Origin of the sequence: Myceligenerans salitolerans (assembly GCF_017349295.1) — a bacterium.
Classification (GTDB): domain Bacteria; phylum Actinomycetota; class Actinomycetes; order Actinomycetales; family Cellulomonadaceae; genus Myceligenerans; species Myceligenerans salitolerans.
Genome location: NZ_JAFMPK010000024.1, coordinates 18044 through 33476, shown reverse-complemented (window position 1 = coordinate 33476; position 15433 = coordinate 18044). Strand labels below are relative to the sequence as shown.

Genomic DNA, 15433 nt, shown 5'->3' with positions numbered 1-15433 from the left:
CCCTGATCCCGCCACCGGGCGGACCTGGCCCGCGACCCGGCGGCTAGCATGACCACGGCGGACACGGGTGAGATGCGAGGTGCGGCATGGGCGGACGCGTCGTCGTGGTGGGCTCGGCCAACGTCGACGTCGTCGTCGAGGTCCCGCATCATCCGCGTGGTGGCGAGACCGTGCTCGGCGGTGACGTCCGGCGGACACCCGGAGGCAAGGGGGCGAACCAAGCGGTGGCCGCGGCTCGGGGAGGCGGTGCGGAGACGACGTTCGTCGGTGCCCTGGGGCGCGACGAGGCCGCCGAGTTGCTGCTGTCCTCGCTCGAGCGGGCCGCGGTCCGGACGGATCTCGTGGACCGGGTCGCCGCTCCGACCGGTACGGCGCTCATCACCGTGACACCCGACGGCAGGAACGCGATCGCCGTCGCGCCCGGGGCCAACTCACACGTGCGGGTCGATGCCGCGCGGTCCGCGCGCCTCGCGGCGGCCGACGTCGTCCTGCTCCAGCTCGAGATTCCGGTCGACGCCGTTCGATCGGCCGCCGCGGCGAAGCGTCCGGGCGCGCTGGTGGTGCTGAACGCGGCACCGTCGCGTCGCCTGCCGGCCGACGTGTGGTCACAGATCGACATCCTGGTCGTCAACGAGACCGAGGCGGCCGACCTCGTCGCCGGCCTGCCCGGACCGACGACCCCGGCAACAGCCCCGGCCGACCCGTCGGCACTCGCCGCGGCGCTGCTGGGGCGGGTTCCCGCCGTCGTCGTGACGGTCGGCGACGAGGGAAGTCTCGTCGCGGAGCGGGGAAAGCGTCTGCTCACGATCCCGGCTCATCCGGTTCGGGCAGTGGACACGACCGGTGCCGGTGACGCCTACTGCGGCGTGCTCGCGGCGGCCCTCTCGCGGGGTGGCTCCCTGGACGCCGCCGCTCGCCTCGCGAACGCGGCGGCAGCTTTGGCCGTCACGAGTCCGGGTGCGCAGGACGCGATCCCGACCGCCGAGGAGGTGGAGGCTCTGGCTGCCGACGGCGCGACGGCCTCCGGCCGAGCGGCCCGGCACCCGTGATGTCGAGGCGGCGGAGCCGGTCGGGCGAACCGTCCAGCGGGCCGATCCCACGCGCGACCGAGGGGATCAGGGCACGGTCCCGTGCCGTCGGGCACGACGCCGCCGGCCCGCGAGACGACGGGGCCGAGCCGACACCCGAGGTGTCGGCTCGGCCCCGTCGTCCGAACGGTCAGGCGTGCTTTCCCGCGGCACCTTCCTGGCTCTCGAACTCGTCGAACGCGTAGGTGTCCTCGGCGGACCCGCTGTCGGCGTCCTTGTCGGGCACCGACCCCGCCTCGGCGGACTGCGGGTTGGCGTCGACGGTCGCGAGCTCCGGTTCCGCCGCGAGAGCCGAACTTGCCTCGTCCTTCGACTCCGACGCGCTGCCGGACGCCGTCTTGTCGTCGGCCGTGCCGTTGGCGGCGGCCGTCCACGGTGCGGCATCCGAGACCTTGTGAGCTCCTGTGCGTGCGGCCGAACCGGCCTTGCCGGCTGCGGAGCGCGCGGCCGACGTGGCCTTCTCGGCCACCGCTGACGCCTGCCTCGCGGCGGCGCCGGCCACCTCGCGGCCCTTGGCGACGGCGGTCTCAGCGGCGGCACCCACCCGCTGCTTGGCGTCCGCGGCGCCAGTGGCGCCCGAGTAGTCGGCAGCAGATGTCTGCTCCCAGGGTTCCGCCCACGGGTCACTCTGCGGCTGTGCACGCTTCCAGAAGACGTAACCGGCGGCGACCGCACCGACTCCGACCGCCGCCCAGACCCAGCGCTTCCCGGCGGACCCGGACTTGGACTCCTTGGCCGCCTGCTTCGCCGCGGCGGACGCTGCCTTGGCCGACGCCTTCTCCGCGGCTGCGGCCGCCTTCTTCGCCGCCTTGGCGGCCCTGCCCTTGAGAGGCGGAGCGGCCGCGGCGTCGACCTGGCGTTGCATCTCGGCCGCGTGGGCGGCGGCCTGGTTCGCTACCGCGACAGCGCGCGGCAGCAGGTCGTCGACGAGCTTGTGGTGTGCCGAATCGATGAGTGGTGCCGCCTTGTCCGCGGCCTGTCGCACCCGCGGCGCGGCGGCCTGCAGGCCGTCCCGCCACGCCTTCTCCGCGCGAGGCTGAGCCCAGTGCCGCAGCTCGGCGACACGGGGCTGCGCCCAGTCCTTGGCGTGGACAGCCTGCTCCCTCGCCTGCCCGGCGAGTGTTCCGGCCTGGTGGGCGGCCTTCGCACCCCGCTCGCTCAGCAGCGCGGCGGCCGCGGCGGCCTGCTGCTTCAGCTTCTCCGTGTCGACCTGGTGGTCAACGGTGATCTTGCGTCCCATGGAAAGGAACCTCCCGGGATGTCTGCCGTCCAACGATCTGGTATGTAGCACCCACTCTGCCATCGCATGCCGCGCGTGGCGAGGCCGGACACTCGCACGACGTGGAAAGATTGGAGACATGTTCGCAACCCTGCACACTTCCGCCGGTGACATCCGCCTCGAGCTGTTCGGCAACCACGCTCCGAAGACGGTCCGCAACTTCGTGGAACTCGCTCGTGGCGAGAAGCCCTGGACGGATCCTCGTACCGGCGAGGAGCGGAAGGACCCCTTCTACGACGGCCTGATCTTCCACCGCGTGATCGACGACTTCATGATCCAGGGCGGCTGCCCGCTGGGTACCGGTACCGGCGGTCCCGGCTACACGTTCGACGACGAGATCCACCCCGAGATGTTCGAGTTCAACGAGAAGTACCTGCTCGCCATGGCCAACGCCGGCAAGCGTCGAAACCCGGTGACCGGCGAGATCGAGGGCACCAACGGATCCCAGTTCTTCATCAGCACGGCCGAGACGCCCTGGCTGAACGGCAAGCACACCATCTTCGGGAAGGTGGCCGACGACGAGTCGCGCGCCGTCGTGGACGCCATCGGCAAGACCCCGACGCGCCCGGGCGACCGGCCCGTGGAGGACATCACCATCAACTCCGTCACGATCGAAGACTGACCGGGAGGGCCGAGACATCGCCGACGACGAGGCACGCCCGGCCCCCGACGCGCCGGCCGGCCCCCCGGTCTGCCCGCGACACCCGGACCGGCCTTCCTACGTGCGGTGCCAGCGCTGCGGACGTCCGGCCTGCCCCGAGTGCCAGCGACAGGCCGCGGTCGGCATCCAGTGCGTGGACTGTGTGAGAGAGGCCGCGAAGCAGGCACCCCGCGTCACGACGACACTCGGCGGCAATGCTCGTACGGAGCGCCCTGTCGTGACGTTCACGATCATCGGACTGTGCGTGGTGAGCTTCCTGCTGCAACTCGTACCCGGCCTCGTCTGGACCGAGCGGTGGTTGTTCTCGCCGATGGCGGGTGCGGTCGAGCCGTGGCGTTTCCTGACCGTGGCCTTCCTGCACTCCACCGGAATGCTGCTGCACATCGCGTTCAACATGTACGCGCTGTACATCACGGGCCAGTTTCTCGAGCCGCTGCTCGGCCGGGCGCGGTTCGCCGCCCTGTGCGTGCTGGCAGCCGTCGGCGGCTCCGTGGGCTTCCTGCTCTTCGCGGGACTGCCCGGTCCGCTCGGGGTGTCGTGGACGCAGGGCACCGTCGGCGCCTCTGGCATGGTGTTCGGCCTGTTCGGCGCCATGCTGCCGGTCCTGCGCCGGACGGGACGGTCGGCGGGCCAGATCGTGGTGCTGCTGGTGATCAACGGTGTGCTCGGCTTCGTCGTGCCCCATATCGCGTGGCAGGCACATCTGGGTGGCCTCGTCACCGGCCTGGCACTCGGCGCCGCGTTCGCCTTCGCGCCAAGACGGTCACAACGGGTGATCGGCGTCGTCGCTCCGGCCGCCGTGCTCCTGGTCGTCGTCCTGGCCGCCGTCGCGAAGTACGAGATCGCCCTCCGCCCGATCCTCGTACCCGGCCAGGTCTGACGATCGTCCACGGCGGCTTGTCCACAGCCGGCTGCCCTCGGGAACACCGTCCGAGCGGCCGACCTCGGGACTTTTCCACAGCTTTACCCACAGCTGTGGGAAAGTCTGCCGAGGGCTGTGGAAGACCGACGACAGCTCCGAAGGTGTCAGCGCCAGCGCGTCGTCAGACCGAAACCGACGATGATCAGGCCGAACCCGACCGCGAGGTTCCACTGGCCGAGTTGCGGGACGGGCAGGCCCAGCCCCGAACTCGTCAGGTAGAACGTGACGATCCACGCGAGACCGAGGACCATGAGGCCCACCATCACCGGAGCCAGCCAGCGAGGGCTCGCCTCGGGCTTCGCGACCGGCGCGTCGACGGCCTGCGGGGTGGTCTTCTTCTTTCGGGGCTTCGACTCGGGCACGCTCGGGGGCTCCTGTCCGGACGGGTACCGGCCCTTGGTCGCATCGGCGCGTAAGGGTCGGACGATGGCATTCTCGTGGACTAGCGTAGTGGTCGAGTCGAGCGAACGGTGACGCTGACAGGAGGTTGCCCGTGATCCGATTCGGTGGGGGTGCGGAGGTCACGGGCGCGCGCGTGCGTTCCTGGGTGATCGTGGGCGGTGTGCTGGCGCTCGCCGGACTGCTCTTCGTGGCCAGTGGGCGCCACGCACTTCAGTCGGGCTCGCGTCAACCGCAGGACATCGCCGAGCTGGTGCAGGCCGAATCCGCACGTGTCGGCGAGCTGTCCGAGCAGGCCTCGGCGCTGAACCGAGAGATCAACTTGCTGACCTCGGACGACAGGACAGGTGGCAACGTCCCTCAGGTGGAGCCGCCGGTCGCGGAACGGGAGGGCGTGGCCGCGGGATCGGCACCGGTGCGAGGCCCCGGCCTCACCGTCACCCTGGACGACGCCCCGGCCTCGTCACTGGACACCGTCCCGGGTAACCCGCAGCCCAACGACCTCGTGGTGCACCAGCAGGATCTGCAGAACGTCATCAACGCCCTCTGGGTGGGCGGCGCCGAGGCGATGACCCTGCAGGGCGAGCGCGTGACGTCGACGTCGGCGTTCCGGTGCTCCGGAAACATCCTGCTGCTGCACGGCAAGGTGTTCTCACCACCCTACGAGGTCACCGCCATCGGGGATCAGGAGGCGCTCGCGCAGGCGCTGGAGGACGATAAGGGCGTGCAGAACTACCGGGCCTACGTCGACTGGGTGCACCTCGGCTGGGGAGTCCAGACGCACGACCAGATCGAGGTGCCCGCGTCCCAGTCGAGCGGCGAGCTCCGCTACGCCCGCGTCCCGGAAGGAACGGACGTCTTCGCGTGAACCGCACACCCACCTCCGCAGCGCTCTTCCCCACCCCCGTCCGGCCCGACGGACCTCGCCGGAGGCACGCCCATCACGGTGGCCGTCGGGGCGGTGGACTGGTCGCCGGCGTCGTCGGGGTCTTCGGCGAGCTGCTCGTCACCGTCGGCGTGCTCCTCGGTCTGTTCGTCGTGTGGCAGCTCTGGTGGACCGACGTGGAAGGCGCCCGGGCACAGGACCAGATCGTCGCCGACATGGGCTGGGAGGAGCCGGAGGACGACGGGTCCGAGGTGGCTGTCACCTCCGAGCACCGCGACGCCCCGCCCGTTCCCGGCGCGCCTGCCGCCGGCGAGACGTTCGCCCAGCTCTACGTGCCGCGCTGGGGCGACGACTACCTCAAGCCGATCGCGGAGGGTACCGACAAGGCGACCGTCCTGGACACGATCGGCATCGGGCACTACGAAGGCACCGGAATGCCCGGCGAACTCGGCAACTTCGCCACTGCGGCGCACCGCACCACCTACGGCAAGCCGTACAACAAGGTCCACGAGCTCGAGGAGCAGGACGCACTCGTGGTCCGTACCGAGGACACCTGGTACGTCTACAAGGTCACCGAGTCGGAGATCGTCCTGCCCGAGAACATCGAGGTGATCTCTCCCGTGCCGGGCATCAAACCGGGTGAGCCGCTCCCCGAGCTCACCGAGCGATACATCACGCTGACCACCTGCCACCCCATGTTCTCCGCGGCCGAGCGGTACATCGTGTACGGCGAGCTCGACTACTGGGCCCCCGTCAGCGAAGGCACCCCGAAGGAACTGCTGGAAGAAGGATGACGCGCTGATGTACGCCGCACTGTGGAACTTCCTCCCCGGCCCGCCGTGGGCCCGAGCGCTGCTGTGCGTCGGCCTCGGGATCATCCTGCTCGCGGTGTGCTTCGAGTACGTCTTTCCGTGGCTGAGCGACTACATGCCGTTCAACGACACCACGGTCGGGCAGTAGAACCGTAGGCTGTCCGGCATGACGCGCATCCTCGTCGTCGACAACTACGACTCCTTCGTCTACACGATCGTCGGCTACCTGAACCAGATCGGGGCCGAGACCGTCGTCGTCCGCAACGACGCCGTGCCCGAGCCCGACGTGGACGGCCGCTTCCAGGACGACGCCGGAGCCCCGTACGACGGCGTCCTCGTCTCCCCCGGCCCGGGTACCCCGTCCGAGGCCGGCGCGTCCGAGTCCGTGATCCGCGCCTGCGCGCGCTCCCGTACGCCGATGCTCGGCGTGTGCCTCGGCCATCAGGCCCTCGCCGAGGTCTACGGCGCGACCGTGACACACGCCCCCGAGCTCATGCACGGGAAGACGAGCGAGGTGTTCGTCGCCGACGATCTCCTCACCAACGCCGACGACGGCGGACGTGGCGCGGAGGGTGCGGAAGGCTCCGTTCTTGCCGGGCTCCCCTCGCCGTTCACCGCGACCCGCTACCACTCCCTCGCGGCGACGCCGGAGAGCGTGCCGGACGAACTCGTGGTCACGTGCGCCACGGAATCCGGCGTGGTCATGGGCCTGCAGCACCGTGACCTCCCGCTGCACGGCGTCCAGTTCCACCCGGAGTCGGTGCTGACGGAGGGCGGTCACCGCCTCCTCGCCAACTGGCTGGAACGGTGCGGCCTGGAGGGCGCGGTCGAGCGTTCCCGGGGCATGGCACCGCTCGTGGTTGGGTAGTGTGCGCGGTTCTCGCAGACAAGAGGGGCGCCTGATCCGTCGGGCGCCCCTCTTGATCCGGTGATGGTTCAGGGCGGTATGGAGGGGGCCCGCTCGACCGGAGACGCCGAAGGGCTCGACCAGCCACTGGACGAGCCCTTCGTTCGCGGTGCTTGGTCGCCGGTCAGCCGTCTCCGCCGGGCAGGATGCCGCCGCCGGTGGCGCCGCCCGACGGATCCCCGGACGCTTCCTCGCTGACGACATAGAGGGTGACCTGGGCGCCGGTGTCGACCTCCAGGCCGGGTGCCGGATCGGTGTTGAACACCGTGCCGGGTTCGTACTGGTCGTTGTCCTCGTAGACGACGTTGTCCTCACTGCAGTTGACCTGGACACCGCCACACGCCTCGATCGCGTCCTCGAGTGTCATGCCGAGGATGCTCTCGGGGATCTGAGTCTTGGCGACCGGGAGAGCGACGTAGTAGGTCACACGTGTATCAGCGCTGATGTCACCCGGGCCGGGCTCTGTCTTGCTGATGGTTCCCTCGGGGACTGCATCCGTCTGTTCGGTCCGGCGGTCCGAGTTCAGATTGAGTTCCGCGAGTTTGGCCTCCACCTGGTCCTCGCTCCAGCCCTTCATGTCGGGAAGGGTCACCGTACCCGAGGCGAACCATACGGTGATCGTGTCGCCTTCCGTGACAGTGGAACCGCCGGCGGGTTCTGATCGGGTCGCCTGGCCGGCCTCGTACTGCGTGCTGTTCTCCGTCGGCGTCTCCCCCAGCTCGAGACCGACGGCCTCGAGGTCAGCTCGCACCTGGTCCTGTGTCTTTCCCGCCACGTTCGGGACGCTCACCTCACCGGGAGCACCTGAGACGAAGATCGTGACGGTTTCGCCCTCGTCAACCGTCTCCCCGGCGGCCGGGCTCGTCTCGCCCGTGGTGGTGCCGGCCTCCTGCTCGGACTCCTCGTCGATCTCCCGGCCGCAGGCAAGGCTCGCGCTCTCGACGGCCGAGCATGCTTCGTCATAGCTCATGCCGGCCTGGATCTCCGGCACGGTCGCCGTCGTCGGCTCCTCCGGCTGCTGGCCGTTGTTGTTCACCGCGATCGCGATCAGGATGGCCGCCACCGCGGCGATCGCGATCGCGATCAGGGTCCAGATGAGCGTCTTCTTGTTGTCGGTCTCGTTGTCCTGGCGGCCGCCCGGCCCCATGGGCCCGGTCGGGTATCCCTGACCCGGTGTCTGCACCGGCGGCTGTCCGGCCGTGGGCGGTCCGCCCCACTGCTGCGTGCCGTACCCGACGGGCGACATCTGCTGCGTCCCGAACGGGGGCGACATCATCTGCGTGGTCTGCGCGCCCATCGCCATCGCACCGACCATCGGCGCGGAGACCTGCCCGCCGCGCAGCGCCGCCTCGAGGTCCGCGCGGAACTCGGCCGCGGTGCCGTACCGGTGGTCGCGATCCTTGGTCAACGCCTTCAGCGTGATGCGGTCCAGCACCTCGGGCACGTCGACGGCGATCTCGCTCGGTCGTTGCGGTTCCTGGCCCACGTGCTGATAGGCCACGGCGACGGGCGAGTCGCCCTGGAACGGCGGCCGGCCGGTGAGCAGCTCGAACAGGAGGCAACCGGTGGAGTACAGGTCCGAGCGCGAGTCCACCGTCTCGCCGCGTGCCTGTTCCGGCGAGAGGTACTGGGCGGTACCGATCACGGCGTTGGTCTGCGTCATCGTCGCCGCCGAGTCGGCCATGGCGCGGGCGATGCCGAAGTCCATCACCTTCACGGCACCTGTCGGGGTGATCATCACGTTCGCCGGCTTGATGTCGCGGTGGACGATGCCCGCCCGGTGCGAGTACTCGAGCGCGGACAGCACGCCCGTGGTGATCTCGACGGCCTCCTCGATCGGCACGGCCGACCCGTCCGTCAGGATGTCGCGGACGGTGTGACCCTCCACGAACTCCATGACGATGAACGGGACGGTCACCTCCTTGCCGTTCCCGTCCTTGGCACGGTCCTCGCCCGTGTCGTACACGGCGACGATCGCGGGGTGGTTCAGCGCGGCCGCCGACTGGGCCTCGCGGCGGAAGCGGGCGAGGAAGGACGGATCGTCGGCGAGGTCCGACCGCAGCACCTTGATCGCGACGGTGCGTCCGAGCCGTGTGTCGTGGCCGACGTGCACTTCGGCCATGCCGCCACGGCCGACCAGCTCACCGACCTCGTAGCGGCCGGCGAGCACCCGGGGCGTGTTGTCCACCACTTATACGTCCTTCGAAGATTCGGCCGGCCGCGGTGCGGTCAGCGGCTCGTCAAGGAGCATCATCCCAGAGTCCACGGTCGTCGCCGTAGTGCCAGGACTCAGCATTGCGTCCGTCGTTCCGTAGGAACTATCACCCAACGGTTGAGCTTCGCCACCCTCGTCTCCTCCTGTGGTCAGCACCAGGACGAGAACCACGGCACCCAGCAGGACACCGAGGGCCACCAGCGGCCACGGGACGGTGATACCGAGGCGATCCTCGAACTCCGCCACCCAGTGCGCGATGCCGGTGGTCACGCCGCCCTTACGGGCCGACCGCCCGCTCTGCCCGGCGCGGACGTCCCGCCGGGAGGGGTACGACCGTGCGGTACCGTCGGGCGGCGAGATCGAAGTGGGAACGTACCCGGTCGACGGACGGACGTCGTCCGTCGACGTGCCGTGGCGCCCGACGGCCCGGTTCTGCGTGCCGAAGCCCGTGTCGCGCCCGGGCGTGTCGTAGCCCTCGCCCGCGTCGTGCTCGGGCCTCCCGGACGCGGGAGCGCCGTGCTGGTGCGGACGAGGCTGGCGGGACGCCGTCGTCGGGCCCCAGGGATGCTGCCCTCCGGCCCACGGGTTCTGCGGGTCGGGCGCGACCGCCGGGGCGGACTGAGGTGTGGCGGTCGCCGTGAACTGCCCGTGCGGCGCGCCTGGCTGCGGGGCTCCCTGCGGCCCCATCGCGTGGGCCTGAGCCTCGGCCTGGGCGGCTCGCCGCGCCTCGCTGCGGGACCGGACGACAGGCCGCGACCCGCCGCGGGCAGAGCCGCGACGACTACCGCTGACATGTCGTGAGGGGCCGGCGTCTGCCTGCTCGGAGGGACGCGGGCCCGCGACCCGCCGGGTGCCGAACGGGTCCGAGGCGATCTCCTGCGCGAGGGCGTCCATCTCGCGGGCGAGCGTCTCGGCGGACGCGAACCGATGCGCGGGATCCTTCTCGAGCATCTGCATGATCAGTTGGGACATGCCCGGATGAACCGACGACGGCAGCGGCGGTACGGGCGCGTTGACGTGCGCGATCGCGATGTCGACCGGACTCTTGCCGGTGAAGGGGCGCCGGCCCGCCGACGCCTCGTACGCGACCACGCCGAGCGCGTAGATGTCGGAGGCGCCCGTCGCGGACTGGCCCACGGCCTGCTCGGGCGAGAGGTACTGGGCCGTGCCCATGACCATGCCCGTGGCCGTCATCGGCACCTGGTTCTGTGCCACGGAGACCCCGAAGTCGGTGATCTTCACCGTTCCGGAATGCTCCAGCAGGATGTTGCCGGGCTTGACGTCGCGGTGGACCACGCCGGCCGCGTGTGCGGCGTGCAGTCCACGGGCCGTCTGGGCCAGCAGCGGCAGCAGACGCTGCGCCGGCAGGACCGGCTCACGCTCCAGGAGATCTGCGAGTGGCTCCCCCAGCACGAGCTCCATGACCAGGTAGCCGGCGCCCTCCTCCTCGCCGTAGTCGTACATCTGAGCGATGTTCGGGTGCAACAAGGTCGAGGAGTTGCGCGCCTCGGTCCGCAGCCGGCGGAGAAAATCCTCGTTCCCGGTGTACTCCTCGCGCAGCACCTTGATGGCGACCTCGCGGGTGAGCTTCTCGTCGAAGGCGACCCAGACCTCGCCCATGCCGCCGATGGCGAGACGGCGCACCAAACGGTAGCGCCCCCCGACCAGCACGCCTTCGACGGGGCGCATCAGTTGATCGCCGCCTCGAGGATGGCCTTCGCGACCGGCGCGGCGAGCGTGCCCGAGGCGGTGTCCTCGGTGGAGCTACCCGCGTTCTCGAGCACGACGGCGACCGCGACCTGCGGATCGTCGGCCGGTGCGAAGCCCGTGAACCACAGCGTCGGCTGGCGGTTGTTGCCGTTCTCGGCCGTGCCCGTCTTGCCTGCGACCGACACGTTCGGGATCTGGGCATTGGTGCCGGAACCGTCCTCGACGACGCCGATCATCATCTCCCGCAGCGCGTCGGCCGTCGAGGAGGAGATGGGGTTGGCGAGCGTGCTGGGGTTCGTCTTCTCCACGACCTCGAGGTCGCTGTCGCGGATGCTCTCGATCAGATACGGCTCCATCTCCGTACCGCCGTTCGCGACCGTGGCGCTCAACATCGCGACCTGGAGCGGTGTCAGCCGGACATCGCCCTGCCCCATACCGCTCAGCTCGATCCGGTCGATGGAGTCGGGGTCGTCGTTCCCAAGGCCGGGGTAGCTCCCGGCGACGGTGCTCATCGGCACCTCCAGGCCCTCGTCGAAGCGGAAGTCCTCGAACATGTCGCGCATGCCGTCCGCGCCGACCTCACCGCCGAGCCACAGATAAGAGGAGTTGCAGGAGGTACGAAGGGCGTCGGCGAGCGTGATCTCGGTCTGGCCGGCCACGCAGTCGTAGCCGCCGAAGTTGGCGATCGGCGTGCTGGTGTTGGTCAACTCGTACCCGTTGGGCGCCGGCACCTCGGAGTCCGGGGTGAACTCGCCGCTCTCGATCGCGGCTGCCGACGTGAAGATCTTGAACGTCGAGCCGGGCGGGTAGGTCGCCTCGATCGTGCGGTTGTTCAGCACCGAGTACGGGCTGTACTGCTCCGAGCCGTCGCTGGTGTTGATCTGCGGCTTCGAGTTCGCGAGGTTCTGGTAGGTCTCGTTCACCTCGCCACCGGAATGCACCGCCAGGGAGTTGGGGTCGTACGACGGCTTCGAGACCATCGCCAGGATCGCGCCGGTCTTCGGGTCGAGGGCGACGGCGGCACCCGTGTAGTCACCGAGCGCGTCCCACGCGGCCTTCTGGACCTTGGGATCGATCGTGGTGTCGACCGACGATCCCGCGGCCTCCTGACCGGTGATGAGGTTCTGCAACTGGTCGAGCCAGAGCGAGTCGGCACGCCCGGAGAGGTAGTCGTTCGCGCTGCGTTCCAGGCCCGCGGTGTTGCCGTTCACCGCGAAGAAGCCGGTGATCGGCGCGTACATCTTCGCGATGTTCTCGTCGCCGTCCGCGTACACGCGCTGGCGGCCGTAGTTGTCGTCCACCGGCACCGAGACGACCGCGTTGTCCTCGCCGACGACGATGGGGCCGCGCGCGGCGCCGAGATCCCGGTAGATCTTGCGCACGTTGCGCCCGTCGTCGTTGAGGTCACCGGCCTGGACGTACTGGATCCACGTGGTGGACACCATGAGCACGAGGAACATGGCCATGACCACCGTGGACAGGCGGCGCAGGGTGGTGTTCACGCCTGGTCACCTCCGTCGTACCGGATCGGGGCCTGCATCTGCGTCATCTCGTCGCTCGGCGACGGCATGCTCTGCCGTGCCGCTTCACGGTCCTGCCTGCTCGCGCCGGGGCCCACCTCGATCGCGCCGCCGGCGCCCGGATGCCCGACCGGGGTCGGTGCCGGGCCGGCGAGCTGGCCGCGCGTCGGCAGCGACGACGGTCGTCGGGCGGCGTCCGACGTGCGCAGCAGCAGTGCGATCACGATCCAGTTCGCGAGCAGCGACGAACCGCCCTGGGCCATGAAGGGCAGTGTCAGGCCGGTCAGCGGGATGACGCGCGTGATGCCCCCCACGACGACGAAGAGCTGGAGCGCCATCACGAACGCGAGACCACCGGCCAGGAGCTTGCCGAACCCGTCACGGACGCCGATCGCGGCACGCAGGCCGCGCTGCACGATGACGAGATAGACCAGCAGGATCGCGAGCAGACCCGTCAGCCCGAGCTCCTCGCCGAACGCGGCGTAGATCATGTCGGAGAACGCGAACGGGATCCTCGAGGAGTAGCCCTCGCCCCACCCGGCGCCGAACATCCCGCCGAAGGCCATCCCGAACATTCCCTGGACCACCTGGAAGGAGCCACCGACCGCCTCGTAGAGCTCGGGGTCCAGCGGGTCGAGCCAGATCGTGACACGCCGTTGGACATGGCCGAACATCGTCCACGCCGCGAACGCGCCGACGACGAACATCGACAGACCGATGGCCACCCAGCCCCCGCGTTCGGTGGCCAGGTACAGCATTCCGACGAAGAGCCCGAAGAAGAGGAGCGAGGTCCCGAGGTCCTTCTGACCGACGAGCACCATCAGCGACACGGCCCACACCACGAGGATCGGGCCGAGATCACGCAGACGCGGGAGCTGCAGCCCGAGCACCTTCTTGCCCGCCAGGGCGAGCGTGTCGCGGTTGGCCACGAGGTAACCCGCGAAGAACACCGCGAACAGGATCTTCGCGAACTCGGCGGGCTGCAGCGAGAAGCCGGCGAAGTAGATCCAGATGCGCGCACCGTTGATCTCGCGGCCCAGACCGGGAATGAGGGGCAGGACGACCAGGACGAGCGCCAGGACCATCACCGTGTACGTGTACCTGCGCAGCACGCGGTGGTCGCGCAGGACCAGCAGCACGACGCAGGCCACGACGATGCCCAGCGACGTCCACATCAGGTGCCGGCCCGCGTCGGCGCCGGTCATGTCGTCCATCTCGAGCCGGGTGATCATCGCCAGGCTCATCGTGTTGAGCAGCATCACCGCGGGCAGGATCACCTGGTCCGCGTACGGCGCCCGGATGCGCAGCACGATGTGAGCGGTGAGCGAGAGCGCCGTGAGCACCAGCGCGTTCGTCCAGAACCCGTCGGGCAGCCGGTCGTCGATCGAGTAGCCGACCATGGCGAGGCCGCCGAGCCCGAGGGCGAGCGCGATCACCAGCATCACGGCCTCGGCCGCCCGGCTCGGGGCATTCTCCTCGGGCTGGATCGCATCCTGCATGCCGTGGGGACGCTTCTCGGAGAGCATGCTCATCCGTTCGACCCCCCACCGTCAGAGTTGGCGTCCGTGGTGTCTCTGTCCCGGGTCGTCGAATTCCTGCGCTCGGAACTCGCGGAGTCGGATGTCGACCCCTCGGTCGGTTCCTCCGTCGGTTCCTCCTCGGTCGGAGTCGGCTCGCTCTCCTCCTGCGCCTCCTCGGCCTGATCGATCAGGCGCTGCGCACGGTCGAGCGCGTCCTCGCGCGACGATGCGCGAATGGTGCCCTCGATGCTGTCGGCGATGTACCCGGGCAGGTCGGCGACCTGCGTGTCGGTGAGCTCGACGGGCGTCGACAGGGAGAACGGTCCGGCCGTGGCGGGGATGCCGCGGAACACCGCGACGTGTCCGTCGGCCTCACCCACGTAGTACTGGGTCTGCGTCCACCGGTAGCCGGCCCATCCCGCCACTCCCAGGCCGCCGATGAGCAGCAGGGAGCCGAGGATGGCGAGCCACGGACGTCGCTTGTGCGGGGCCGGTTCGGCCTCGTCGTCCGGGTCGCGCTGCTCGTCCGGGAGGACCTCGGGCTCGTAGGCGCCGGCCTCGGAACCGTTCACCGCATGTTCGAGCGCGTCCGCGAGGTTCGGGTCGTCGTCCGGCAGCACGGCAGTGCCGACCCCGCCGGCCTGGGGCTGCGCCCCGCCGTGGCCAGCGACGTCGGCGCCACCGGGATGGATGATCGTGCCGGGGCCGATAGCCGCGGTCACGCCGCGCAGGGCGGCGGCGCCGACGATCTCCGGGTCCGGCGGCGGGAAGGGGGCGGACTCCTCGTCGACGACGTCGGCGACGACCACGGAGATGTTGTCGGTGGAGCCCTCGCGCATGGCCGCCGAGACGAGCCGCTCGGCGGCCTCGGCGGGATCGGCGACTGCTCCGAGCGTCTCGGTGAGGTCCTCGACGGAGACGAACCCCGACAGGCCGTCCGAGCAGAGCATCCACCGGTCGCCCGGAATCGCCTCGCGGACGGACATGTCAGGAGTCAGGTCGAGGTCGAAGTCACCGAGCACCCGCATGACGACGTTGCGCTGCGGGTGGGTCTCGGCCTCGTCCGCCGAGATACGGCCGGTGTCGACCAGGTGCTGCACGAACGTGTGGTCGACGGTGACCTGTGTGAGCAGCCCGTCCCGCAGCAGGTAGGCACGGGAGTCGCCGAGGTGCGCCATGGCGAGCGTGTGACCGCTGCGCAGCAATGCGGTCACGGTGGTCCCCATGCCGGCGAGGTCCGGGTCGGAGGCGGTGGCGGCGATGAGGTCCTGGCGCGCACGGTCGACCGACTGCTCCAGGTCGGCCAGCAGCCGGTCGGTGCTGTGGTCACCGTGGTCCAACGGCGTCAGAGCGGCGATGGTGAGGGAGGAGGCGACGTCACCACCGGCGTGGCCGCCCATGCCGTCGGCCACCACGAGGAGGTGCGGGCCCGCGTACGCGGAGTCCTGGTTGTTGGAGCGGACGAGGCCGACGTCGGAACGCGCGGCATACCGCAGATTCACGGTCACGTGGTG

14 protein-coding genes are annotated in these 15433 nt (G+C 70.1%); 7 read left to right on the top strand and 7 right to left on the bottom strand.

Annotated elements, in window-relative coordinates; translation table 11 throughout:
- The first annotated feature begins 86 nt into the window (after positions 1–86).
- Positions 87–1049 (top strand): ribokinase, encoded by a 963-nt coding sequence (locus J0911_RS04220; protein WP_207274216.1) that lies wholly within the window; start codon positions 87–89, stop codon positions 1047–1049.
- Between the two features lie 169 nt (positions 1050–1218).
- Here J0911_RS04220 and J0911_RS04215 read toward each other — a convergent pair whose 3' ends face one another.
- Positions 1219–2328, bottom strand: a complete 1110-nt coding sequence (locus J0911_RS04215) for a hypothetical protein (RefSeq protein ID WP_207274215.1) — start codon at positions 2326–2328, stop codon at positions 1219–1221.
- Between the two features lie 118 nt (positions 2329–2446).
- Here J0911_RS04215 and J0911_RS04210 point away from each other — a divergent pair, with 118 nt between their 5' ends.
- Both J0911_RS04210 and J0911_RS04205 read left to right on the top strand, forming a co-directional pair.
- Positions 2447–2989 (top strand): peptidylprolyl isomerase, encoded by a 543-nt coding sequence (locus J0911_RS04210; protein ID WP_207274214.1) that lies wholly within the window; start codon positions 2447–2449, stop codon positions 2987–2989.
- A 256-nt stretch (positions 2990–3245) separates the two neighbouring features.
- Positions 3246–3908, top strand: coding sequence for a rhomboid family intramembrane serine protease (locus J0911_RS04205; RefSeq protein ID WP_307864905.1), 663 nt, complete (start codon positions 3246–3248; stop codon positions 3906–3908).
- Between the two features lie 146 nt (positions 3909–4054).
- On the opposite strand, the gene J0911_RS04200 is transcribed toward J0911_RS04205, so the two are convergent.
- Positions 4055–4312, bottom strand: coding sequence for a cell division protein CrgA (locus J0911_RS04200; protein WP_207274213.1), 258 nt, complete (start codon positions 4310–4312; stop codon positions 4055–4057).
- 131 nt (positions 4313–4443) lie between these two features.
- Between J0911_RS04200 and J0911_RS04195 the strand changes: the two genes are divergently transcribed.
- Genes J0911_RS04195 through J0911_RS04180 form a run of 4 tightly spaced genes read left to right on the top strand, consistent with a single transcriptional unit; the run spans position 4444 to position 6915 of the window.
- The gene (locus tag J0911_RS04195) at positions 4444–5217 is read left to right on the top strand and encodes a DUF881 domain-containing protein (RefSeq protein WP_307864904.1); all 774 of its coding nucleotides are present in this window, start codon (positions 4444–4446) and stop codon (positions 5215–5217) included.
- The gene (locus tag J0911_RS04190) at positions 5214–6029 is read left to right on the top strand and encodes a class E sortase (protein ID WP_307864903.1); all 816 of its coding nucleotides are present in this window, start codon (positions 5214–5216) and stop codon (positions 6027–6029) included. Before J0911_RS04195 ends, J0911_RS04190 begins: the two co-directional genes overlap by 4 nt.
- A gap of 7 nt (positions 6030–6036) precedes the next feature.
- A complete protein-coding gene (locus tag J0911_RS04185; protein WP_207274211.1) occupies positions 6037–6195 on the top strand; it encodes a hypothetical protein in 159 nt (52 codons plus the stop codon).
- 18 nt (positions 6196–6213) lie between these two features.
- Positions 6214–6915 (top strand): anthranilate synthase component II, encoded by a 702-nt coding sequence (locus tag J0911_RS04180; protein ID WP_207274210.1) that lies wholly within the window; start codon positions 6214–6216, stop codon positions 6913–6915.
- Positions 6916–7078: 163 nt separating this feature from the next.
- Here J0911_RS04180 and pknB read toward each other — a convergent pair whose 3' ends face one another.
- The 5 genes from pknB to J0911_RS04155 are packed head-to-tail and all read right to left on the bottom strand — an operon-like array spanning position 7079 to position 15427.
- A complete protein-coding gene (gene pknB / locus J0911_RS04175; protein ID WP_207274209.1) occupies positions 7079–9145 on the bottom strand; it encodes a Stk1 family PASTA domain-containing Ser/Thr kinase in 2067 nt (688 codons plus the stop codon).
- On the bottom strand, positions 9146–10858 hold the full coding sequence (locus J0911_RS04170) for a serine/threonine-protein kinase (RefSeq protein WP_207274208.1): 1713 nt from the start codon (positions 10856–10858) through the stop codon (positions 9146–9148).
- Positions 10858–12381 (bottom strand): peptidoglycan D,D-transpeptidase FtsI family protein, encoded by a 1524-nt coding sequence (locus tag J0911_RS04165; RefSeq protein WP_207274207.1) that lies wholly within the window; start codon positions 12379–12381, stop codon positions 10858–10860. Before J0911_RS04165 ends, J0911_RS04170 begins: the two co-directional genes overlap by 1 nt.
- A complete protein-coding gene (locus J0911_RS04160; protein ID WP_372434830.1) occupies positions 12378–13925 on the bottom strand; it encodes an FtsW/RodA/SpoVE family cell cycle protein in 1548 nt (515 codons plus the stop codon). Before J0911_RS04160 ends, J0911_RS04165 begins: the two co-directional genes overlap by 4 nt.
- 2 nt (positions 13926–13927) lie before the next feature.
- Positions 13928–15427, bottom strand: coding sequence for a PP2C family protein-serine/threonine phosphatase (locus J0911_RS04155; RefSeq protein ID WP_207274205.1), 1500 nt, complete (start codon positions 15425–15427; stop codon positions 13928–13930).
- Positions 15428–15433 lie beyond the last annotated feature (6 nt).